We start from the raw sequence: 20,627 nt of genomic DNA on the forward strand, positions 1-20,627 counted from the left end.
AATTTATGCTTCGTGATGGTTGAATTGTTTTAAGAATCGAACATCATTCGTATAGAAATGACGGATATCGTCCACACCGTACTTCAACATGGCAATCCGTTCCACGCCGATTCCAAATGCGAATCCAGAGTATTTCTTGGAATCGAAGCCAGCCATTTCAAGGACGTTCGGATGAACGATCCCGCCGCCAAGCACTTCGATCCAGCCTGTTTGTTTACATACGCTGCAGCCTTTACCGCCGCAGATTTTACAAGAAATATCCACTTCGACGGAAGGCTCCGTAAATGGGAAGAAACTTGGACGAAGACGGATTTCACGGTCTTGCCCGAATACTTTTTTCGCAAATACGTCTAGCGTTCCTTTCAGGTCGCTCATGCTGATGTTCTCATCGATGACCAACCCTTCAATTTGCTGGAATTGGTGGGAGTGTGTCGCATCATCGTTATCACGGCGATAAACTTTTCCTGGGCAAATGATTTTAACAGGACCTTGACCTTTATGTTTTTCCATCGTTCTGGCTTGAACAGGTGAAGTGTGCGTACGCATAAGGATTTCATCCGTGATGTAGAAGGAATCCTGCATATCACGTGCCGGATGGCTTTTTGGCAAGTTAAGTGCCTCGAAGTTGTAGTAGTCGCTTTCGACTTCAGGACCTTCCGCAACGGTATAACCCATCCCGATGAATAAGTCTTCGATTTCTTCCACGACACGTGTTAATGGGTGTAGATTCCCCTTGTTTACCGGACGTCCTGGAAGTGTGACGTCAATGGTTTCAGTTGCTAGCTTGGCATTGACTGCCGCAGTTTCAAGCGCTTTTTGTTTCTCCTCGATCTTTGTTGCGATCGCTTCCCGTACATCATTGGCTAGTGCCCCGATTTTCGGGCGTTCTTCGGCAGATAATTTACCCATGCCGCGCAATACCTCAGTGATTGGCCCTTTTTTCCCTAAATAAGCAACACGGACTTCATTCAGTTCTTTTAATTCGGAAGCGGCGGCAACTTTTTGCAACGCTTCTTCCTGCAGTTCTAGTAAACGTTCCTGCATCATGTCTTCCTCCTTTATTTTCCTTTTGTAAAAATGAACACAAAAAAACCCCGATCCCTAAAGGGACGAGGTTTATGTATCGCGGTACCACCCTTATTAGTGCACAAACAAAAAAACTTCTGCACTCACTTCATTAAAAATAACGGCTCTTCACCGGAACATTTTTCGGACATTCTGTCTTCCCAATGCCAACTCGAAAGGTGAATTCATTTAAGCAGTGCCATAAAAATGCTTTCAGTCAAGGCATTTTCTCCCTGGATATGGTTAACTTAAGCTACTACTCTTTGTCATCGTTGTTTTCATTATAAAATTCTGTTTTATTATATTATAATTCTTCGGCCGTTTCAAATCGATTTTCGTAAATGGTACATTAAAATCCCGGCAGCGATCCCCACATTCAATGATTCACTTTTTCCGTAGATGGGAATATAGAGGTTTTTAGTCGTTTTCTCCAGTAATTCCTTCGATACTCCTTGGCCTTCATTACCGACCAGCAGGGCAAATTGGGAAGACTTTTCCACTTCTTCAAATGGCGATGCCCCTTCTAATGCCGTGCCATAAACCGGTGTGCCGCTTTGCTTCAGCTCATCGATGATTTCGGAAAGGTTCCCTTTAATGACAGGCATATGAAAGAGGCTTCCTTGCGTCGAACGGACCACTTTAGGATTATACAAATCAGCACACCCTTCGCCAAGTATGACTGCATCGATTCCAGCTGCATCCGCTGTCCTGATCATCGTTCCAATATTACCTGGATCTTGAACGGCATCGATCAACAATAGCTTATCCGGATTGATGGACGCCATGCTCGTTGATTTCTGTTCACAAACCGCGGCAATTCCCTGCGGGGCTTCGGTATCGCATATCGCCTTCATAATATCATTTTTCACATAAATGAGTTCTGTGCCTTCCACCTTAAAATGGGCAGGCATTTCAGTTTCTTCATTTATGATCACTTCCAAGACGATTTCTTCTTTTAAGGCTTCTTCAACTAGGTGAAAACCCTCGATTAAATATTTACCTGTTTTATCGCGTTCTTTTTTGGTCAAAAGTTTTTTCCATTGCTTAACTTGCGGGTTTTTTAAGGATTCGATATATTTCAAGGGTAAACGCTCCTTTAACTTCACACTGATTTTCCTATTATAACGCAATTCACATACATATTGCATGCGAGTTTGTGAAATGCTATTAATGTCAGTCATTATGTGTTAGAGGAGGAATAATTATGAATTTAAACTTACGTAATGCGATCATCCAAAATGTATCTGGAAATTCGCAAGAGCAGCTGGAAGACACGATTGTCGATGCCATACAAAATGGCGAAGAAAAAATGCTTCCTGGATTGGGAGTATTATTCGAGGTCATCTGGCAAAATTCATCCGAGCAGGAAAAACAGGAAATGATCACTGCCCTTGAATCAGGATTAAAAAAATAACAGCCTTCAGAGGCTGTTATTTTTTTAATTTCGCTTCGCCAGCCTTAAGTTCTTCGATGGAGACTTCTTCATCAAGCAGCAAGATGAATTTTTTAGAGCTCACTTCTTCAAGCATCGCTTTTGTCTCATCATAAGAGTAGCCATATTTCGTGAAAAAGCTGCGTAAATCTCCAGATCCTTCATCTGTGAAGTAGTGGAAGATTTTTAAGAAAAGAGTGTCCTCCTTATCCTGATTGGCGATGATCAGTATATCCGTATGTTCATTTCCAAGCTGCACATGATTTTTTATATCAGCTGCCACTGTCATTTGGGTGCCAGATACGCCTTTTGCTTTTAAGTCTGAAATTGCAGCAAGTAGTTCCGGATTAGAGTCAAAAACACCATATACGTTTTTTTCCATGTTTCTCCCCCTCCTTGTTACTTTACTTAAAATAAAATTCCTTTGTCATTATACCTTGCAGCTTTATCAATAAACAAGCAAATAGTCTATGGAGACGAACAAGGGAACCCTCTGCCTAAAGGGTTTTTATAAAAATAACAGCTTGTGGCTAACTCTAAGAAAATCGAGTTTGCCTGCAGTTTTATTAAAAAACGCTGCAGTTGATTTCAGAATCCGCCCCCTTTCCGCCAACCGTCTGCCAAGCCACATCAAAGCAAGCGGCTGCGGTGTCTCGGCTAGCCACTAATTCGGCAGGAGGGTCGCAAATTTCTGCAATCCAATAACGACAACAGTAAAAAAACAAACAAAAACAGCCTTATGCAGGCTGTTCTTTTTGCGTATTACAGATTGTCGGTATTAATTCGATTTTTGATATATTCATCTTGTAAGCCTTCCTCTTGCTGCCCGCTGTCATTCGGGCTCAGGGTCCGATCCAGTGATCCTTGAGCATCAAGGGCTTTGTCAGTATCGGCAGAAAACGGGTCTGCATGAGGGTCGCTTGCCAGTGTTCCTTCACGATTCCCTGGTTTTTGCTTCTTGAATTTTTCTGTGGAGTTCCCCCAGATTTCCCTTTCTTGAGCTCGCTTCGTACCCAGCTCTTCATTTTCAAAGATGTTAGCAGAATTCCCGTGAAGCTCTTCACTTCTTCCTGGCTGTCCTTCCATTTCCCTTATTTGATAGGCATTCGCGGTTGTTTCCGGAAAAAGGTTCGGGTCCGGATTGTTCACCACCCCTGTTTGAAGCGGATTCTCTGCAGGTTCGTCCGTATCCTCGATGCGATTGGAAGTTATGTTCTCTCGTGCTGATACGGTTTCCGATTCATCTAAAAGAATCAGGAATTTTCCGGCCTCCACTTCATTTATATAAGCGGTTGCTTCACTATCGGCAAGCCCTAACTCACCTAGTCGGTTCCTTATATCTTCAGAACCCTCGTTCAGGAAAAAGTGTTTCATCTTATCAATGAAGGATTCCTCGTTAGAGTTAGTAACGACGTCGACATCCGGATCATGCTTGTCATTAACGAAATCCAAATCTTCTTTCCTATCAGCTATTACCGTTATTTCTCCTTCATGGCCCCCCTTTTCCTTGAGGGATTGTATAGCCTGGATCATTTCTCTTTCCGTATTAAAAACACCATATAATGTTTTTCCCATGCTTCTTCCTCCTCCTATTATTCCGATATTTCTTCTTATGTGTATTTATACCCTGATGGGTGCTAATTAAACAAAAAGGTTTGCCTTCCATAGGCTCGAACCTTTATTAAGTCTTTAAAATCAAAAAGAAACCTGCAGTTTTAAAACTGCAGGCTTTTTCCTTCAAGCTTAGAAGCGATCGGTTTTACGTTCAGTTGCCTTTTTCTCATTCACGATCGATTCATCTGTACTATCAAGCTGGATATCTTCCTTTTTAAGAGTATCCTGAACTTGTTCCGTTTCTTGTACAGCATGTTTCTTGATGACAATTTCATCTGTGACAACCGGTTTTTTCGAAACTTCCAGTTTTTCTTCAACAACGGGGATCCGTATTGTTTCCCCTTCTTCAATGCTCCCGGTTTCCGGATTCGCTTCACGTCCTGAAACCGATCTATGCTCAACTGTCACTTCTTCGTGTTCAACAGGGACATTGATCGTTTTATGCTGTTCATTGACTTCTTTATTAATGACGACTTCTCCTGTCTGAACTCTTTCTTTGTCAATGTTCAGCTGTTCTTCCCGAAGTGTAAGTGTCCTTTCATCTTCTGGCAATTCACGGCCTTGTCCGTTGACTCCATAAACATCTTCTTTATTTAATGCATCGGTTTTTTCCGTGCCATTATATAGTGGGTTGGTGGAGTTTGTATCAAGCCTTGTACCGGCAGTGTCCATTGTTCCAGTCGTGAATTTATCTCTTGCCGTTCCAAGATGGCCTTCACCTTCTTCAACCAGAACCAGGACTTTTCCGTTTTCTACATCAAAGACATGTTCCGCCGCTTCACTATTCGAAAGTCCTGCATTCGCCAACCTTGTTGAAAGATCTGCCGTATCTTCCGGCATGAAGAAACGTGCCACCTTGTCCATAAACGATTCGTCGTTAGGAACATTCGTCATTGTATGAACATCCGTTTCGCGTTTGTGGTTCGTGAAATCCAATGTTTCTTCCTTATCCGCGACGACAGTAATATCGTCCCCTTCAAAACCCTTTGCCTTAAGTGCATTAATTGCTTGGATCACTTCTGCGTTTGATTCATATACTCCATAAACTGTTTTATTCATTTTACATTCCTCCTTAGGTTTTGTTGTTTCGTTTAGTGGATGCTATATATAAACACTACCCGCCATGGTCCTAAGTAAACGAGGAATCAATATTTCTTTTTTGTTATAACATTTACAATTCGTTCTCAGCACAGAACGAATTATCATCTAAAATCCAGGCTTTACAAGGGTTTCCTCATTTATTAAAATGTAATGTTTATCCAAATAATCCCATTTATTTTCTACTTACATTCTTTTTCTTCTATTATAAAGCCACAGCCTTTATTAGCAGGTCTGCAATATGCACCGCTTTCGTACATTCCCCCAAGTTTTCCCTCTCGATCCCCAATTGCATTTGTAACAGACAGCCAGGATTTGCCGTGACAACAATATCGGCCTGTGTCGATTTCGTGTGCTCCATTTTAGAGTCAAGAATATTCATGGACATATCTGATTCAACAATATTATAAATCCCAGCGGAGCCGCAGCATCGATCGGCATCTTTCATTTCCCTGAAATTGATTCCTTCTATCGATTGAAGGAGAATTCGCGGAGCCAAGGAGATGTTCATCACATTCCGTAAGTGACAGGAATCCTGGAAAGTAACGGATTGAGCTGGCAGTTTCAGGCGAACTTTTTCCTGAAAACGCAAATCAACGAGAATCTCGCTGATATCTTTCAACTTATTTTTAAATGCGATTGCACGGTCGTGCCATTCCGGTTCAGCTTGGAGCAGATGGTCATAATCTATGAGAAAAGCTCCACAGCCGCCGGCATTCGTAATAATATAATCAACTTCCTCCGCTTCAAAAGCTTCGATATTACGCTTGGCCAGTTGCTTAGCACCTTCTTTTTCGCCACTGTGCCCATGCAGCGCCCCGCAACATGCCTGGGATTTCGGAATCACGATTTCACATCCGGCCAGCTGAAGAAGCTTTAGTGTTGCCTTGTTCGTTTCCAAAAACATCGTATCCATCAAGCAGCCGGAAAAAAAAGCCACCTTTTTGAGCGGCGTTCCGATTGCAGGCAGCTCGGTTGGCCTATTTTTCATTTCTGATTTTTTCGGGACTTTCGGCAGCACTTTTTCCATGGTTGCCAAATTATCCGGAAGCAGGTTGAGGACTCCCATTTTACGGGCCATGTATTGCAGGCCTGATCTCTGATAGAAGCCAAGCAAACTTGTCATGGCCTGCATTCGCTCCTGGTGCGGGAATAACCCACTAAAAACGGCCTTCCGGATCGTTTTTACAGGGTAACTGTGTTTTTTATTCTGATGGATGATATCCCTTGCTTCTTCAAGAAGATGTCCATATTTCACACCTGAAGGACACACGGGCTCACAAGCCCTGCAGCCGAGGCAAAGACTCAACGAACGTTCCACATCCTCATCAGGCTCAATCACACCATCCGCCACCGCTTTCATAAGTGCAATCCGGCCCCTTGGTGAATGGGATTCCTTCAGCCCCGATTCTATGTATGTCGGGCAATGGGGTAAGCAAAAGCCGCAGCGCATACAATTCAACAATTCATCTTCATTCATTTTTTCCGCGAATTGAATGGCAATGGTTTCCCTTTCCTGAACTGTCGTCATGAAGAAAACACCACCCTTTTTCTTGTTTCCTTGGCAAATACTTTGCCAGGATTCATGATGTTATTGGGATCGAAAGCTTGTTTAATCGCTCTCATGGCGTCAATCCCTTCTTTCTTTAGCTTCCATTCAAGATACGGGGCCTTCATCGCTCCTACACCATGTTCACCGGTAATCGTCCCGCCAAGGTCGATAGCCGCGGCAAAAATGTCGGCAAAAGCGCGCTCCACCCTCTCCATTTCCTCATGATCACGAGCGTCAGTAATGCACGTTGGATGCAGGTTCCCATCCCCAGCATGACCAAAAGTGCAAATGTCCACGTTATGCTTGTCAGCGATTTCATTAATTGCTCTAACCATTTTGGCAATTTCCGAGCGGGGAACGGTTGCATCTTCCAAAATAGTCGTCGGCTTGAGGCGTGCCAGTGCAGAAAGTGCTGTCCGTCTTGCTGTTTTCAAGGCGACAGCGTCAGATTCCGTTTCGGCAATTTCCACTGAAACCGCCTTTTCCTCTAGACAAATATCGGCCATCCTTTTCATATCACGTTCCACCACTTCAGGCGGACCATCCTGTTCCATCAGCAGGACGGCTTCCACATTGGTGGGCAAACCGATTTTCGCGAAGTCCTCAACAACGATCAAAGTCGGCCGATCCAGAAATTCCAATGTAACAGGAATGATTTTATTTGAAATGATCTTGGCCACTGACTGGGCTGCAGCATCCAGGTCTTGATATAAGGCAAGCATCGTCTTTGTCGTTTCCGGCATGGGGATCAGCTTTAGGATCGCTTCCGTAACGATTCCCAAGGTCCCTTCCGATCCGACAAATAGTTTCGTTAAATCATATCCGGCTACGTCTTTGGCAAGCTTGCCCCCTGTTCGAATGATGTCCCCATTCGGAAGGACAACTTCAAGCCCGATGACATAATCACGGGTGACTCCGTACTTTAATCCTCGCAGTCCACCAGAGTTCTCATTAATGTTGCCGCCAATCGTGGAGATTTTCATTGAACTTGGATCCGGCGGATAAAACAATCCCTTTTCTTCAACTGCTGAAATCAAGTCCAATGTGATGAGCCCAGGCTGTACGGTCACCGTTAAGTTCTCCTCATCTATTTCAAGTAATGAATTCATTCGATTGAATAAAAGGACAAGCCCCCCCTCTGTCGGGCATGTGCCTCCGCTTAAATTCGTCCCAGACCCGCGTGGAACGATCGGAACATTATATTCGTTGCAAACTTTGACGATAGCTGCGACTTCAGCTGTGCTGCCCGGCTTAATGACGGCATCCGGCATCGCTTGAAAGCCTGGCGTTGCATCATATGAATAGACTAGACATTCCACTTTCGAGTCATCGTAATTCTCCTGACCGACGATGGTAAGAAGTAGCTGCTTAACCTGCTTTGTTAACATGTACATCCTCCTCATAAACATAGGAAATTCGAGATTTTTTATATGATGTAAGTATAAGAAAAAAAACACTCAAGCTTCTATGTATGAACATATAGAATTTAGTGCTTTCCAGAGAATTATTTTGTATGTTTATCCAATACTCTTACTGCTAGATACATAGTGACTAAATCGGCTAGCTTCCTAGGGTTCAGTCGGGTCAAATCCTCTATGCGCTTAAGCCTGTAATGAAGGGTATTGATATGGATATGCAGGGCTGCGGCTGTTTCCTTCAAAGATAGATCACATGCAAAATACATGGAAAGGGTTTTAAGCAGCTCCTCATTAGGAAGCAGCTCCTGAATCGTCCTGGATAAATACTCCTGTCTTGTTTCAGCGGTAACTTCATCAAGCAGTACCTCAAGCTTCAAGTCCTCGTCAAATATGATCCCCGATGAAGGAAACGCGATTTTCAAGGAACGTTCCGCTTTAAAAAACGCTGACCTGAAAGTGGATCCTGATGCACGCGAACTAACTCCTGCACACACTTTATAACCCGAACTCTCCTCCAGCTTTTTTTGCAGTTTACTAAGTTTCTTATATTGCTGGTTTTTTGAACCGATGAAATCTGCTATTGAAAGAATGACGAATTGGTTCCTCCCCCAACGGACTGCGATGTCATTGGGATGCTGCTGTCTTATGTATATCTGAAGCGTTCTCCATACATGAGGTTCAATGATTTCCTCAGTCTTGAATTCACCATATGTGATGATCCGGGCTGCATGAACATCGACCCCAAGCAACTTGGCCTTCTGAAGGAAGTGTTCATTGAACGTCTGCAGCTGATGCCATTCAAATACGAAGAATTCCATCAGACGTGATTGGGATTCTGCTTGTTCGATATGATAGCTTTCCTGAATGAACATCTCCGTCATCTTTTTTAATAGTTCCGCATAAGGGGAAACATGTTTGGGGTCACCTGTAATTCCAATGACACAAACGGCTTCCTGGTTAAAGAAAATAGGCAGGTTTATACCTGCCTTCACTCCCTTCCAACTTCGTTCATCCTGTTTGTTGATGATCAATTTCTCACGATTGTTGAAAGTGTGGATGGCTCCTTCATGATAAGATCCAATACGGCTTCTGTCGGTGCTGGCGATAATTGTGCCAGCATGATCAATAATGATGATTTCCTCTTCAATCAGTTTCCGAACCTCATGAACCAATTTTCCTGCCACAGCTGCCAATTGCATGATATTTCCTCCTTTTTTGTATGGGCTTGATAAATATTTCGAGGCTCCCCTATGAAAGGAGAGCCTCATTCTACTTATGGAATCATCCAGGAAAGGACGCCATTTTGCAAGAAGGTAATTACACAAACAAGCAGCAATAAGAAAAGACTATGTTTGAGCGTGAATCTCAATAATTCCGATTCCCTGCCCGCCAATCCCACGGCAGCACATGCAATCGCTATCGATTGTGGTGAAATCATCTTTCCAGTGACCCCTCCGGAAGAGTTCGCCGCCAGTGCCAGGACCGGTTCCATCCCCACCTTAAGAGCGGTCACTTTCTGCAGACTGCCAAATAAGAGGTTGGCTGATGTATCCGATCCGGTAATGAATACACCCAGCCAGCCGAGAACCGGTGCGAAGAACGGAAATAAATCACCCGATTTTGCAAGGGTCATCCCTAATGTTGTCGACATGCCTGAAGAATTCGTTACATAGGCAAAGGCCACCACGGTAGAAATCATCAAGATCGGTTTTGCCAACTCTTTCATCGCTTCAACAAAGGTGCCAAAGAAGTCTTTTGCTGACATGTGTGCGATGAACTTCGTTACGATGGCAGCCAGTAAAATGGCCGTCCCGGCTGCTCCGAGCAGTTCTATTTTATAGAAAGCCGCAATCGGCAATCCATTGCTTCCGATTATTTCATTATGCAGACCTGGGACTTCGATTTGGAAGGTTAATAGCTTCCCGATTTCATTGATTGCGCCAAGCAGCACATTGTTGCCTTCATAATGTCCGGAGAGTGCCGGCTTTATTGGGTTCATCCCCCATATTGTTATGAAAAGCGTTAACAGAAGGAATGGTGACCAAGCATGAAATATCTGCAATTTCGTGTATTTTGCTTCCGCTTCGGCTGTATATAAAGGTTCGACAGTGGCTGCCGTTTCCTCGGATGCAAAGCGAAAAATCGTTTTAGGTTTCCAGAATTTAAGGAAGATCGCCAATGCAAACAGTGACACTAACGCCGAAAGGATGTCCGGTAATTCGGGCCCAAGAAAATTTGAACTTAAGTACTGTGTGATGGCAAAGGAAATTCCGGAAACCAGAATTGCCGGCAGGACTTCAAGCGACCTTTTCCACCCAGTCATTATCAAAATGAGATAAAGCGGAATGAAAGCCGAAAGGAATGGCAATTGGCGGCCGACCATTTTTGAAATCTCCATGGCGGCTATGCCAGTAGGGCCTTCCATGGCGATGATCGGTATTCCAACCGCCCCGAATGCTACCGGAGCGGTATTCGCGATCAAACAAATCCCGGCTGCATATAGCGGGTTAAATCCGAGACCGACCAAAAGCGCGGCTGAAATGGCGACCGGTGCTCCAAATCCCGCGGCACCTTCTAAAAAAGCACCGAAAGAAAATGCCACCAATAATGCCTGAAGACGGCGGTCTTCCGTAAGCGAAAGCACCGAAGAACGAATGATATTGAATTGTCCGCTTTTAACGGTCATTTTGTACAAAAATACGGAGGTGATGATTATCCATCCGATTGGGAGCAGTCCATATACAGCTCCCTGTGATGCAGACATCACTGCTTTTCCTGCAGGCATTCCATATATCAATATAGCCACTGCAATAGCTACAATCAACGTGGTTATACCTGCAATGTACCCTTTCATACGTTTGATGGTAAGTGCCCAGAAAAAGTAAAGAATTGGAATGAGTGCGGCAAGAGATGATAAAACTAAATTATCGGTGATCGGCGTAAAGTTTTGTGTCCATGTCATTCATTTCGACTCCATTTTCTATAGTTTTTTTAAAAATTCAGAAATCAACCGCTAATTGAAACCCCTTACATATCGAAATATTCAAAGTCATCAGATGACTTGATGAGTACTCATTAAAATTAAATGATTGAAAATATAAAATCAAGATTTTTTTTATTTTTTGTTGATTTTTCAACTCTTCTGGAAGTGTCAAAGATCATTTGTGTTATATAATATTAACCAGAGAAACTCATAGAAAATAGAGGTGTACTACTTGGTATATAAAAAAATAAAGCCGAAAAAAATTTATGAAGAAGTCAGCGATGAACTTTATGAAATGATTCGGTCAGGCAGCCTGAAACCAGGTGAACAATTGGATTCCATTCAGCAGCTTGCGGAAAATTTCCAAGTCGGGCGCCCGGCCATCCGTGAAGCATTAAGTGCATTAAGTTCAATGGGTCTTATTGAAATAAAACAAGGTGAAGGAACATTCGTTAAAACCTTCGACCCCGCCATCATGAACCACCCCTTGTCTGCCGCCCTTTTGATGGATCAAGACAATATCAAGCATTTACTGGAAGTTCGGAAAATACTTGAGTCCGGTACGGCAGAAGTGGCAGCGAAGAAGAGAACGGAAGAAAACCTTATCGAACTCAAGGACAGGCTTTTTGATATGGAAAAGGTATCAGATGATGAAGAAGTAAGTGATAAAGCGGACATCGCCTTCCATGTTGCCGTGGCAAACGCATCACAAAATGAGCTGCTGATTACATTGATGAACCATGTTTCAGAATTAATGACGGAAAAGATGCGTGATATCCGTCGGGTTGCGCTTTATTCCGAAGAGATGACACTCAAGCAGCTTTACCAGCAGCATGTCAGGATTTATGATGCAATCTTGGCACAGGATGAAGACGGAGCCCGCAGTGCCATGCTGTTTCACCTTCAAAGCGTCGAGGAATCACTAGACCGGGTCATCCAAAAAAATCAGCAAAAGAATCATTGACATTCCTTTAAATTTCAAAAATACCCTATACAAAAAAGGATTAAATTGATATATTATTTTGAAAACGATTACTTCATTTAAAAAATCTTGGAATTGGTATCTTTTCTCAGCCATTTCCTTTTTCCATTTTCTAGTCATCAGATGACCTGTTAACCTATTTGAAAAAGGAGGAGTTCAGATTGAAAGTTACTCTCTTTGCAACATGTTTAGTAGATTTGTTTCAATCCAATGTCGGCAAAGCGACAGTGGAGCTACTCGAGAGATTAGGCTGTGAGATCGATTTCCCGGAGTCCCAGATATGCTGCGGACAGCCGGCATATAATAGCGGGTATACGAAGGAATCGAAGGAAGCCATGAAAAAGATGATTAAAACGTTCGCGGATGCTGAATACATCGTAACCCCTTCCGGTTCCTGTGCAGCGATGTTCAAGGAATATCCGGCCCTTTTCAAAGGCGATGCCGAATGGGAAAAGAAAGCTGCATCATTAGCGGCTAAAACATATGAATTGACCCAATTCATCGTGGATGTCTTAAAAGTGATCGACGTCGGGGCGACCCTTAAGGGAAAGGCCACTTATCATACTTCATGCCATATGACACGGCTGCTTAAGGTCAAGGAAGCACCTGCCATTTTATTAAGCCATGTCAGGGGGCTGGAAATGACACCACTTCCGGATGCCCAAAACTGCTGCGGGTTCGGGGGAACCTTTTCGGTCAAGATGGGGGACATTTCCGGGCAAATGGTCGAGGAGAAAGTTTGCAATATTGAAGATACCGGGGCCGATTTTTTAATCGGAGGGGATGCAGGATGTTTGATGAATATCGGCGGGCGGATCCAAAGGAAGGGGCAACCGGTGAAAGTGCTTCATATTGCGGAAGTCCTAAATAGTATTTAAAGAAAGCGAGGAGGGGAAAATTTTATGGCTATGAAAACCAGCTCTGCCAAGTTTAAAGACCGGGTGGATGAAGGAATACATAATGATTTTATGCGATTGGCCGTATCGAGTGCCCAAGAACGATTACACGGACGGCGGCTGACTGCCGTTGATGAATTGGGAAGCTGGGAGGATTGGCGTTCCCTTGGGGAAGAAATCCGGCAGCATGTGCTTAGTAACCTTGATTTCTATTTGCATCAGCTTGCAGAAAATGTTTCGAAAAGAGGCGGTCATGTCTTCTTCGCTCAAACGGCTGAAGAAGCAAGCGGATACATCAAGGATGTTATTGTAAAAAAGAATGCCAAAAAGGTCGTGAAATCCAAATCGATGGTCACGGAAGAGATCAATTTGAATGCCACTCTTGAGGCAGTTGGGCTCGATGTCGTTGAAACGGACCTTGGTGAATATATTTTACAAGTGGATGATCATGATCCCCCTTCCCATATCGTCGCACCTGCTCTCCATAAAAATAAGGAGCAGATTAGGGATGTTTTTAAAGAAAAGCTTGCATATACGCAAACTGAAAAACCGGAAGAGCTTACCGCCCATGTGCGGGGCATTCTGCGGAAAGATTTCTTAAGCGCCGATGTAGGCATTACCGGCTGTAATTTTGCGATTGCGGAAACGGGCTCGATCGGTTTGGTTACGAATGAAGGAAATGCCGATTTGGTCACTGCCCTCCCAAAAACGCAAATCACCGTGATGGGAATGGAAAGGCTTGTACCTACATTCGATGAATTCGAGGTCCTTGTCAGCTTATTGACAAGAAGCGCTGTCGGCCAAAGATTGACCAGTTACATCACCGCACTTACCGGTCCGCGTGATGAAGGCGATGTAGACGGCCCCGAGGAATTTCACCTTGTGATCGTGGATAATGGACGCTCCTCCATTTTAGGAACTGAGTTTCAATCCGTTCTTCAATGCATTCGCTGTGCTGCCTGTATAAACGTCTGCCCGGTTTATCGCCAGGTTGGCGGTCATTCATATGGTTCAATATATCCGGGACCAATCGGTGCTGTGCTTTCACCCTTACTCGGAGGGTATGATGATTTCAAGGAGCTGCCGTATGCCTCCACTCTATGTGCAGCCTGTACAGATGCCTGTCCAGTAAAGATTCCTCTCCATGATTTACTGAGGAAGCATCGGGAAGTCATCGTTGAAAAGGAAAAAATGGCGCCGTTTTCAGAAAAGATGGCCATGAAGGCCTTCGGAATTGGTGCGGCATCGCCTATGCTTTATAAGTTCGGTTCCAAAATCGCCCCATCAGCGATGTCACCTTTTAAAACGGGGGATATCATCTCGAAAGGACCGGGACCACTCAAAACTTGGACAGAAAGCCGCGAGTTCCCTGCTCCAGGAAAGGAGAGCTTTCGGGACTGGTTCAAAAATCGGGAAAAAGGAGGGAAACCATCATGAATGGAACCATCCATAATGAAGGGACATTTTTAAACAATATAGCCAACAACCTGGGAAGGGCTCCTATTACGGAAGGCATCTCCGTTCCGGAATGGAAGCACGCCCCCCAAAAAGAAGTTTTGAAACATGCGACACCAAATGATCTTGTCGCGGAATTGAAGGAGCAATGTAAACGGGTGCATACTCAATTTCACGTTACCGACTCCAAACAAGTGATGCATTGTTTAAAACAGGTGATTGAGGAACTTGGAAACGGACCCTTGATCATCCCTAAGGACGATCGATTTTCCGACTATGGGTTAGAGGGTATCTTAAAGGAAAAAGATGTCCATATATGGAATCACCAAGCCGGGAATGAAAATATCGAAAAAGCAGAAAGTGCTAACATCGGAATCACATTCAGTGAGATGACACTAGCAGAATCAGCGACCGTCGTCTTGTTCAGCGACAAGGACCACGGCCGTTCCATCAGCTTCCTTCCTTCCTGCCATGTTTCCATCATTCCAAAAAGCACCATCGTTCCGCGAATGACCCAGGCTGCTGCGGTCATCCGTTCAAAAGTTACCCGGGGCGAAGTCGTTCCTTCCTGCATCAATTTCATAACAGGGCCGAGCAATTCGGCTGATATCGAAATGGACCTTGTCGTCGGCGTCCATGGACCCATCAAAGCGGTCTATATAATCGTCGAAGACAAGTAGAAATAAAAAAAAGAAAATGGAGAGGACCTAAATTAGGCCTCTCCATTATTAACTTACACTATATTATTCGTAAATGATCCGATCAACCGCTTCGCGATCGAGGCGTTTAATCACTTCGACAATGAGCTTAACTGCATTCTCATAATCATCCCGGTGTAGCATTGCCGCGTGTGAATGAATGTAGCGTGTGGCAATCGTGATCGCCAGTGCGGGCACGCCATTTGCCGTTAAATGGATGGAGCCGGCATCCGTCCCGCCGCCTGGAATCGATTCATATTGATAAGGAATATTCATTTCATCAGCCGTGTCTGTGACGAAATCGCGTAATCCCTTATGTGCCACCATCGATGAATCATAGATGACGATTTGCGGGCCTTCCCCCATCTTACTCATCGCTTCTTTTTCGGAAACCCCCGGTGTATCACCAGCAATGCCGACATCGACTGCAAACCCGATATCCGGCTGAATTTTGAATGTGGATGTTTTGGAGCCACGCAGGCCGACCTCTTCTTGCACTGCGCCAATTCCATATACTACATTAGGATGGTCGCTGTCTTTCAGCTGTTTAAGCACATCAATGGCGATTGCACAGCCAATTCGATTGTCCCAGGCTTTGGCAAGCAGCATCTTTTCATTATTCATGACCGTGAATTCAAAATATGGCACAACCATATCCCCTGGCTTGACGCCCCATTCCTTAACCTCTTCTTTACTGGATGCACCAATATCAATAAACATATCCTTAATATCAATCGGCTTCTTCCGCGCCTCCGCTGACAGGATATGTGGCGGCTTGGAACCGATAATGCCAGTTATATCACCTTTACCTGTAACGATCGTCACGCGCTGGGCCAGCATTACCTGTGACCACCAGCCCCCTACCGGCTGAAAACGCAAAAATCCTTTATCATCAATTTGGGTGATCATGAAACCGACTTCGTCCATATGCCCGGTAACGACGATTTTCGGTCCGTTTTCATCACCCGTTTTCTTGGCAATCAAACTTCCCAGGCCATCTGTCGATATTTCATCCGCAAATGGTGTTATGTATTCGGTCATCACTTTTCTTACTTCACTTTCATTTCCTGCAATGCCTTTAGCATCCGTTAAGTCCCGCAGCATCCTTAACGTTTCATCCAATTGAGCCATTCTTTTACCTCCCTATAACTTACATTACAAGAATAATTATACAGACAATCGATTACATAAACAATCAGTAGCCTTGCTTTTGCCTTTCGTAATTCACTTCATTTTTGCTTACATATGCTTTTTCCACATCCGCTGCCGAAAATCCAAGCAACTCTCCTAAATGTAAATACGCAGCAAAAACTTTTTGGAAAGATGACTCTGTCAACTGTGTGCGAAATTCACTGATGTAGCCGTAAATAGCAGTAAATTGAATAGTCAAATCCTCCTGATGCATGTTGGGGGCAGATGGAACTTCCGGTACAAATCCCCGTTCGATCCCGAGTGACAAAATGAAATGAATCCCATCCACGTATTCAGCCAAAATCGTTTCTTTATCAGAGGGTCCTTTAAGACTCCAGAATTTAAAACATCTCGTTTCATTGGCAAGCTCTCCAAGCTCCACTAAAAGAGCAAGTATCTTCCGTTCCACCAAGTCTTCAGCACCCAATTCATGCTTTGATTGTATATGCTCATCCAAAGCTGCCTGCATTTCCATTAATTTACCTATGTTCATTTTCATCACTTCTTTCCTTGTCTTCCCCTAAATTATATCAAATAAATGAAACTTATTAAAAACCCATACGTAAATGAAAGGAATCACTCTGTTTAAGGAGGTAGCTCCATGGTATTGATCATGCGGTTCATTCTTTTGGCTCTCATCATTTTCTTAATATATACAGTCATCAAATACCTATTTAATCCGAAAAGAAAATTAGAGCTGGCACATGAACAGAAAAAGTTCTTTCTGCTCGACGATACAGCCAATATACGAAAGAATTTTTTATTGACGTACAACGGGGTGATGTTTGAAGGGGAAAAGTATCTAGGGACGACGGAACGCTCCTTTGAGGTCATCTCCATCTTCATATGGCCCAAGAAAGTGGCCGGCCTAAAAGGCTTGAAGCGAAATGACTTCTTAAAAATCGAGGAAGCCATTAAAAAACAATATCCGGATGCTGTTATTGATTGGAAGAGCCCTGTTAAGGAATTTTTACAAAAATGAAAAAAAATCACGCGTAATGAAGAGCCTTGAGAAAAATGTACTCAAGGCTCTATATTAATCATCTGAACGAAAAAATTCCTTCCAGGGAACGACCGTCTGCTTCTCTCTCAATAAATAGAGCAATAAGGTTAAGGATAATAAAATGATGACGATCAGGGTTGGACTGAAATCTGCAATATAGTGGCCAAAAACGGTATATACGAATGCTACAGGGAGATTGGTCATGAAGGATAGATAAAAATAATTTTTCAGCCCTTTATTGGATTCCAATAAGCAAAGCGACAGCAAGTAAAAGTGAATGAATGGTATTAGCCTCAGTACTGCAATTTGCCGGCTGTTTAGCTTTCGGTTTCCAAACAGCTTATTCTTAAGCCGCAGCAGCCTATCCTTTGTCTTCGGAAATTTGCCTATCACGAAATAAAAGGCCATACTGGACAACGTCAAACCGATTACCGAATAGATGGTTCCAAAAGCTGCCCCGAATAATACTCCGCCAGACATGCAAACCACAATGACGGGAATGAATAAAAATTGCCTTAATAAATGAAAAGTGATAAAAATCAACGGTGCAAACACGCTTCCTGATTGAACGTAGCTCATCACAAGTGTCAGTTTATCATTCATGCTCTCCCTCCAGCTACTCTTTGCTGCTTCTACAAGCATATACATTATACGGGCTACATATTACAATTGAATGAATATCTTAATCAATAAGCCTATCTGAAGAATCATCAATATAGGCAGGCCCCACTTAAAAGCGGCATGCTTCGTCTTATGGCGGAATTGCTTCATCCCCAAAAAGGACCCAGTCCCTCCGCCTATGACCGCCCAAAACCAAAGTGTCTTTTCACTGATCCGGTACTCCCCATTACGCGCTTTCCTTTTGTCGATTCCCATTAAGGCAAACCCGATGATGTTTGTGATGATTATATAAGCAGCAATGAACCATACTCCTTGCATCCTCATTCCCTCCTTTAAATATGTAAAAAGCCACCCTCTTGAAAAGAGAGTGGCTGTATCAGTCAGACTTATTTGTCTAATTGTTGTTTAGCAGCAGTTGCTAATTGAGCAAAAGCTTGTTCGTCAGCAACAGCAAGATCAGCAAGCATTTTGCGGTTCACTTCGATACCAGCAAGCTTTAGACCATGCATTAAACGGCTGTAAGAAAGACCGTTGATGCGTGCTGCAGCGTTGATACGAGTGATCCAAAGTTTACGGAAATCACGTTTCTTTTGACGACGGTCACGGAAAGCATAGTTTCCTGACTTCATTACTTGTTGGTTAGCTACTTTGAAAAGAATATGTTTCGCGCCATAGTAACCTTTAGCTAATTTTATTACCTTTTTACGACGTTTGCGAGTAACAGTACCGCCTTTTACACGTGGCATGTTATTTCCCTCCTATTTAACTCGATAAATCGAACTTATTTAATGTTGTCTAGCATATGACGAATACGTTTGAAGTCACCTTTGCTTACAAGGCTAGCTTTGCGAAGCTTACGCTTTTGCTTAGTAGATTTGTTAGCAAATAAATGGCTTGTGTAAGCGTTAGAACGCTTAAGTTTGCCGGATCCAGTCTTTTTGAAACGTTTAGCAGATCCGCGGTGAGTTTTCATTTTAGGCATAAGGTATTCCTCCTCATTACAAATTACTTTACAATTACTTTTCGTTTTTCGGTGCTAAGATAATGAACATGCTGCGCCCGTCCATTTTTGGGTGTTGCTCGATTGTAGCCACTTCTTTACATGCTTCAGAAAAACGAACGAGTACACGTTGACCAATTTCCTTATGCGTAATGGCACGTCCTTTGAATCGGATAGAAGCTTTTACTTTATCGCCTTTTTCAAGGAATTTAATACCGTTGCGAAGCTTCGTATTGAAATCGTGTTCTTCAATCGTCGGGCTCAAACGAACCTCTTTCAGACTGATGACTTTTTGATTTTTACGTGCTTCCTTGTCTTTCTTTTGCTGCTCGAAGCGGTGTTTTCCGTAGTCCATGATCCGGGCTACCGGAGGCTTTGCATTTGCAGCAACTAAAACTAGATCAAGATTTACACGAGCGGCAATTTCCAATGCTTCGAATTTCGTTTTAATTCCAAGTTGTTCTCCGTTTTGGTCAATAAGACGAACTTCACGGGCTCGGATGCCCTCGTTTACCATCGCGTCTTTACTAATAGTTAGCCACCTCCAAAGATATTGGCGAATACGAATATTTGAATAAATTCGGTCACGCTCACAACTCGCTTACAGGATATAATCATAATAAAAAAGTGTGGATGCATGCTGCACCCACACTGATAGACTCATTCAGAAAGATCCAAATAATCAAATCATGACCTGTTAACTGCATTGTTTGCGTCAACCAGGTGAGAAGCGGGTGCTTCTTCTTTTCATCAAACACGTATTCAATTCACTTTAGAAATATATCATAAACACTGATGACTTGTCAAATGCTAATTTATTCGTTTTTCACAACAAAATTAATATTATCAGACATTCAGTTATTTGACAATACGTTTTTTAAAGTAATTTGGACAAAAAATATTCATCATGATACTTCCCATCAAAAAACAGTGATTCCCGCTTTATTCCTTCCTTTTCAAAACCCATCTTTCGATATAAGGAAAGCGCAGGGGCGTTGTTTGCAATCACGGACAATTCCAGGCGCCGGATTTCGTTTGTCCGTGCATGCTCCTCCATTTTCTGAAATAGCTTCGTACCGATGCCTTTTCCCCTGTCCTGTTCATTGATGCCGATGACGATTTTGGCTGAATGCCTCGTTCGGCCCATTTGATTGCCCAATAAGATCAGGTAACCATTCAGTTCATGGCCGCTAGCAGCAACGAGGAAAACGGAAGGGGGATTTTTTTCGATTTGTTCCATTTGCTTCTCCATTTGTTTCGCTGTCGCTTTTCTTTCCCCAGGGTTGAACAGCATATACCCGGAATCTTCAACATGATTGAACAGAGCAGCCAAGTTACCCGCGTCTTTACTTGAAGCTCTTCTAATCTCCATTTATCCCACTCCCCCTTTAGTTACAGTCCATACTGACCGAAGCCATCAAATGTTAAGAGTCTTCTTTCGCCTTTTTCTTTTTCTCAATGGCGTCCCAAGAAAATAGGGCTATCCAAAAAAACAGGACCGGGACGATGGCGTATTGTCGATAACCATCCAATAACAATAAGATGATGATGACAAGGAATGTCGGTCCGAATAGATAAGTAAATTTCTTTTTCATGCTGCCCCTCCTTTTCATTGCTGT

The 20,627-nt window shown here is 43.3% G+C and carries 24 protein-coding genes and 2 other annotated features; of the genes, 6 read left to right on the plus strand and 18 right to left on the minus strand.

All coding sequences use genetic code 11. The annotated features are described in order from the left end of the window. Window positions 1-3: 3 nt before the first annotated feature. Both pheS and ABC374_RS17620 read right to left on the minus strand, forming a co-directional pair. The gene (gene pheS / locus ABC374_RS17615; protein WP_098370018.1) at window positions 4-1,044 is read right to left on the minus strand and encodes a phenylalanine--tRNA ligase subunit alpha; all 1,041 of its coding nucleotides are present in this window, start codon (window positions 1,042-1,044) and stop codon (window positions 4-6) included. A gap of 58 nt (window positions 1,045-1,102) precedes the next feature. Then, window positions 1,103-1,344 (minus strand) — a binding site (T-box leader). Between the two features lie 44 nt (window positions 1,345-1,388). Continuing rightward, on the minus strand, window positions 1,389-2,147 hold the full coding sequence (locus ABC374_RS17620; RefSeq protein WP_413019198.1) for a TrmH family RNA methyltransferase: 759 nt from the start codon (window positions 2,145-2,147) through the stop codon (window positions 1,389-1,391). A 122-nt stretch (window positions 2,148-2,269) separates the two neighbouring features. Between ABC374_RS17620 and sspI the strand changes: the two genes are divergently transcribed. Further along, window positions 2,270-2,479 (plus strand): small acid-soluble spore protein SspI, encoded by a 210-nt coding sequence (sspI, locus tag ABC374_RS17625; protein WP_076364828.1) that lies wholly within the window; start codon window positions 2,270-2,272, stop codon window positions 2,477-2,479. Window positions 2,480-2,495: 16 nt separating this feature from the next. On the opposite strand, the gene ABC374_RS17630 is transcribed toward sspI, so the two are convergent. The 7 genes from ABC374_RS17630 to ABC374_RS17660 all read right to left on the minus strand — a co-directional run bounded on the left by ABC374_RS17630 (window position 2,496) and on the right by ABC374_RS17660 (window position 11,141). Then, entirely contained in the window at window positions 2,496-2,879 is a 384-nt protein-coding gene (locus tag ABC374_RS17630; protein ID WP_413019201.1) for a general stress protein, read from the minus strand. 380 nt (window positions 2,880-3,259) lie between these two features. After that, complete coding sequence (locus ABC374_RS17635) at window positions 3,260-4,072, minus strand: general stress protein (protein WP_413019203.1); 813 nt, start codon at window positions 4,070-4,072, stop codon at window positions 3,260-3,262. Between the two features lie 168 nt (window positions 4,073-4,240). Then, window positions 4,241-5,170 (minus strand): YsnF/AvaK domain-containing protein, encoded by a 930-nt coding sequence (locus ABC374_RS17640; RefSeq protein ID WP_413019205.1) that lies wholly within the window; start codon window positions 5,168-5,170, stop codon window positions 4,241-4,243. A gap of 244 nt (window positions 5,171-5,414) precedes the next feature. Then, the gene (locus tag ABC374_RS17645; protein WP_413019207.1) at window positions 5,415-6,740 is read right to left on the minus strand and encodes a (Fe-S)-binding protein; all 1,326 of its coding nucleotides are present in this window, start codon (window positions 6,738-6,740) and stop codon (window positions 5,415-5,417) included. Then, complete coding sequence (gene glcD, locus ABC374_RS17650; RefSeq protein WP_413019209.1) at window positions 6,737-8,149, minus strand: glycolate oxidase subunit GlcD; 1,413 nt, start codon at window positions 8,147-8,149, stop codon at window positions 6,737-6,739. The genes ABC374_RS17645 and glcD overlap by 4 nt, the downstream gene beginning before the upstream one ends. 116 nt (window positions 8,150-8,265) lie before the next feature. Further along, entirely contained in the window at window positions 8,266-9,378 is a 1,113-nt protein-coding gene (locus ABC374_RS17655) for a PucR family transcriptional regulator (protein ID WP_413019211.1), read from the minus strand. 74 nt (window positions 9,379-9,452) lie between these two features. Beyond that, window positions 9,453-11,141, minus strand: coding sequence for an L-lactate permease (locus ABC374_RS17660; protein ID WP_413019213.1), 1,689 nt, complete (start codon window positions 11,139-11,141; stop codon window positions 9,453-9,455). Between the two features lie 253 nt (window positions 11,142-11,394). Here ABC374_RS17660 and ABC374_RS17665 point away from each other — a divergent pair, with 253 nt between their 5' ends. From ABC374_RS17665 to ABC374_RS17680, 4 genes are all read left to right on the plus strand, one after another. Beyond that, window positions 11,395-12,126, plus strand: coding sequence for a FadR/GntR family transcriptional regulator (locus tag ABC374_RS17665; RefSeq protein ID WP_413019215.1), 732 nt, complete (start codon window positions 11,395-11,397; stop codon window positions 12,124-12,126). 179 nt (window positions 12,127-12,305) lie between these two features. Next, window positions 12,306-13,022, plus strand: a complete 717-nt coding sequence (locus ABC374_RS17670) for a (Fe-S)-binding protein (protein ID WP_350299670.1) — start codon at window positions 12,306-12,308, stop codon at window positions 13,020-13,022. 24 nt (window positions 13,023-13,046) lie between these two features. After that, window positions 13,047-14,477 (plus strand): LutB/LldF family L-lactate oxidation iron-sulfur protein, encoded by a 1,431-nt coding sequence (locus ABC374_RS17675; RefSeq protein ID WP_230176764.1) that lies wholly within the window; start codon window positions 13,047-13,049, stop codon window positions 14,475-14,477. Then, window positions 14,471-15,175 carry a LutC/YkgG family protein gene (locus ABC374_RS17680; protein WP_350302915.1) on the plus strand — a complete coding sequence of 235 codons (705 nt, stop codon included), beginning with the start codon at window positions 14,471-14,473 and terminating at the stop codon, window positions 15,173-15,175. The genes ABC374_RS17675 and ABC374_RS17680 overlap by 7 nt, the downstream gene beginning before the upstream one ends. Window positions 15,176-15,238: 63 nt before the next feature. Here ABC374_RS17680 and ABC374_RS17685 read toward each other — a convergent pair whose 3' ends face one another. Next, window positions 15,239-16,324, minus strand: coding sequence for a M42 family metallopeptidase (locus ABC374_RS17685; RefSeq protein WP_350299671.1), 1,086 nt, complete (start codon window positions 16,322-16,324; stop codon window positions 15,239-15,241). A 64-nt stretch (window positions 16,325-16,388) separates the two neighbouring features. Further along, on the minus strand, window positions 16,389-16,883 hold the full coding sequence (locus ABC374_RS17690; RefSeq protein WP_350299672.1) for a dUTP diphosphatase: 495 nt from the start codon (window positions 16,881-16,883) through the stop codon (window positions 16,389-16,391). Between the two features lie 102 nt (window positions 16,884-16,985). Between ABC374_RS17690 and ABC374_RS17695 the strand changes: the two genes are divergently transcribed. After that, window positions 16,986-17,366, plus strand: a complete 381-nt coding sequence (locus ABC374_RS17695; protein ID WP_101222875.1) for a sigma-w pathway protein ysdB — start codon at window positions 16,986-16,988, stop codon at window positions 17,364-17,366. A 54-nt stretch (window positions 17,367-17,420) separates the two neighbouring features. On the opposite strand, the gene ABC374_RS17700 is transcribed toward ABC374_RS17695, so the two are convergent. The 7 genes from ABC374_RS17700 to ABC374_RS17730 form a co-directional block, all read right to left on the minus strand. Beyond that, complete coding sequence (locus ABC374_RS17700) at window positions 17,421-17,990, minus strand: TVP38/TMEM64 family protein (RefSeq protein WP_101222877.1); 570 nt, start codon at window positions 17,988-17,990, stop codon at window positions 17,421-17,423. 60 nt (window positions 17,991-18,050) lie between these two features. Then, window positions 18,051-18,326, minus strand: coding sequence for a DUF1294 domain-containing protein (locus ABC374_RS17705; protein ID WP_350299673.1), 276 nt, complete (start codon window positions 18,324-18,326; stop codon window positions 18,051-18,053). A 68-nt stretch (window positions 18,327-18,394) separates the two neighbouring features. Further along, complete coding sequence (gene rplT / locus ABC374_RS17710) at window positions 18,395-18,754, minus strand: 50S ribosomal protein L20 (protein ID WP_034309067.1); 360 nt, start codon at window positions 18,752-18,754, stop codon at window positions 18,395-18,397. 35 nt (window positions 18,755-18,789) lie between these two features. Then, on the minus strand, window positions 18,790-18,990 hold the full coding sequence (gene rpmI / locus ABC374_RS17715) for a 50S ribosomal protein L35 (RefSeq protein ID WP_034309070.1): 201 nt from the start codon (window positions 18,988-18,990) through the stop codon (window positions 18,790-18,792). 34 nt (window positions 18,991-19,024) lie between these two features. Beyond that, window positions 19,025-19,525, minus strand: coding sequence for a translation initiation factor IF-3 (gene infC / locus ABC374_RS17720; RefSeq protein WP_034309072.1), 501 nt, complete (start codon window positions 19,523-19,525; stop codon window positions 19,025-19,027). A gap of 98 nt (window positions 19,526-19,623) precedes the next feature. After that, window positions 19,624-19,760: a sequence feature (ribosomal protein L20 leader region), on the minus strand. Between the two features lie 125 nt (window positions 19,761-19,885). Continuing rightward, on the minus strand, window positions 19,886-20,380 hold the full coding sequence (locus ABC374_RS17725) for a GNAT family N-acetyltransferase (RefSeq protein WP_350299674.1): 495 nt from the start codon (window positions 20,378-20,380) through the stop codon (window positions 19,886-19,888). 52 nt (window positions 20,381-20,432) lie between these two features. Beyond that, entirely contained in the window at window positions 20,433-20,603 is a 171-nt protein-coding gene (locus tag ABC374_RS17730) for a hypothetical protein (RefSeq protein WP_153246102.1), read from the minus strand. Between the last annotated feature and the right edge of the window lie 24 nt (window positions 20,604-20,627).

The sequence above is a fragment of the Peribacillus phoenicis genome, assembly GCF_047238085.1.
Taxonomy (GTDB): Bacteria; Bacillota; Bacilli; order Bacillales; family DSM-1321; genus Peribacillus.

Coding starts and splice junctions, on each gene's coding strand:
- infC (WP_034309072.1), bottom strand. CDS start 19,525: ATGGTAAACGAGGGCATCCGAGCCCGTGAAGTTCGTCTTATTGACCAA.
- ABC374_RS17675 (WP_230176764.1), top strand. CDS start 13,047: ATGGCTATGAAAACCAGCTCTGCCAAGTTTAAAGACCGGGTGGATGAA.
- ABC374_RS17660 (WP_413019213.1), bottom strand. CDS start 11,141: ATGACATGGACACAAAACTTTACGCCGATCACCGATAATTTAGTTTTA.
- ABC374_RS17630 (WP_413019201.1), bottom strand. CDS start 2,879: ATGGAAAAAAACGTATATGGTGTTTTTGACTCTAATCCGGAACTACTT.
- ABC374_RS17690 (WP_350299672.1), bottom strand. CDS start 16,883: ATGAAAATGAACATAGGTAAATTAATGGAAATGCAGGCAGCTTTGGAT.
- glcD (WP_413019209.1), bottom strand. CDS start 8,149: ATGTTAACAAAGCAGGTTAAGCAGCTACTTCTTACCATCGTCGGTCAG.
- ABC374_RS17685 (WP_350299671.1), bottom strand. CDS start 16,324: ATGGCTCAATTGGATGAAACGTTAAGGATGCTGCGGGACTTAACGGAT.
- ABC374_RS17640 (WP_413019205.1), bottom strand. CDS start 5,170: ATGAATAAAACAGTTTATGGAGTATATGAATCAAACGCAGAAGTGATC.
- sspI (WP_076364828.1), top strand. CDS start 2,270: ATGAATTTAAACTTACGTAATGCGATCATCCAAAATGTATCTGGAAAT.
- ABC374_RS17705 (WP_350299673.1), bottom strand. CDS start 18,326: ATGCAAGGAGTATGGTTCATTGCTGCTTATATAATCATCACAAACATC.
- rpmI (WP_034309070.1), bottom strand. CDS start 18,990: ATGCCTAAAATGAAAACTCACCGCGGATCTGCTAAACGTTTCAAAAAG.
- ABC374_RS17730 (WP_153246102.1), bottom strand. CDS start 20,603: ATGAAAAAGAAATTTACTTATCTATTCGGACCGACATTCCTTGTCATC.
- ABC374_RS17725 (WP_350299674.1), bottom strand. CDS start 20,380: ATGGAGATTAGAAGAGCTTCAAGTAAAGACGCGGGTAACTTGGCTGCT.
- ABC374_RS17645 (WP_413019207.1), bottom strand. CDS start 6,740: ATGACGACAGTTCAGGAAAGGGAAACCATTGCCATTCAATTCGCGGAA.
- pheS (WP_098370018.1), bottom strand. CDS start 1,044: ATGCAGGAACGTTTACTAGAACTGCAGGAAGAAGCGTTGCAAAAAGTT.
- ABC374_RS17635 (WP_413019203.1), bottom strand. CDS start 4,072: ATGGGAAAAACATTATATGGTGTTTTTAATACGGAAAGAGAAATGATC.
- rplT (WP_034309067.1), bottom strand. CDS start 18,754: ATGCCACGTGTAAAAGGCGGTACTGTTACTCGCAAACGTCGTAAAAAG.
- ABC374_RS17655 (WP_413019211.1), bottom strand. CDS start 9,378: ATGCAATTGGCAGCTGTGGCAGGAAAATTGGTTCATGAGGTTCGGAAA.
- ABC374_RS17700 (WP_101222877.1), bottom strand. CDS start 17,990: ATGAATGATAAACTGACACTTGTGATGAGCTACGTTCAATCAGGAAGC.
- ABC374_RS17695 (WP_101222875.1), top strand. CDS start 16,986: ATGGTATTGATCATGCGGTTCATTCTTTTGGCTCTCATCATTTTCTTA.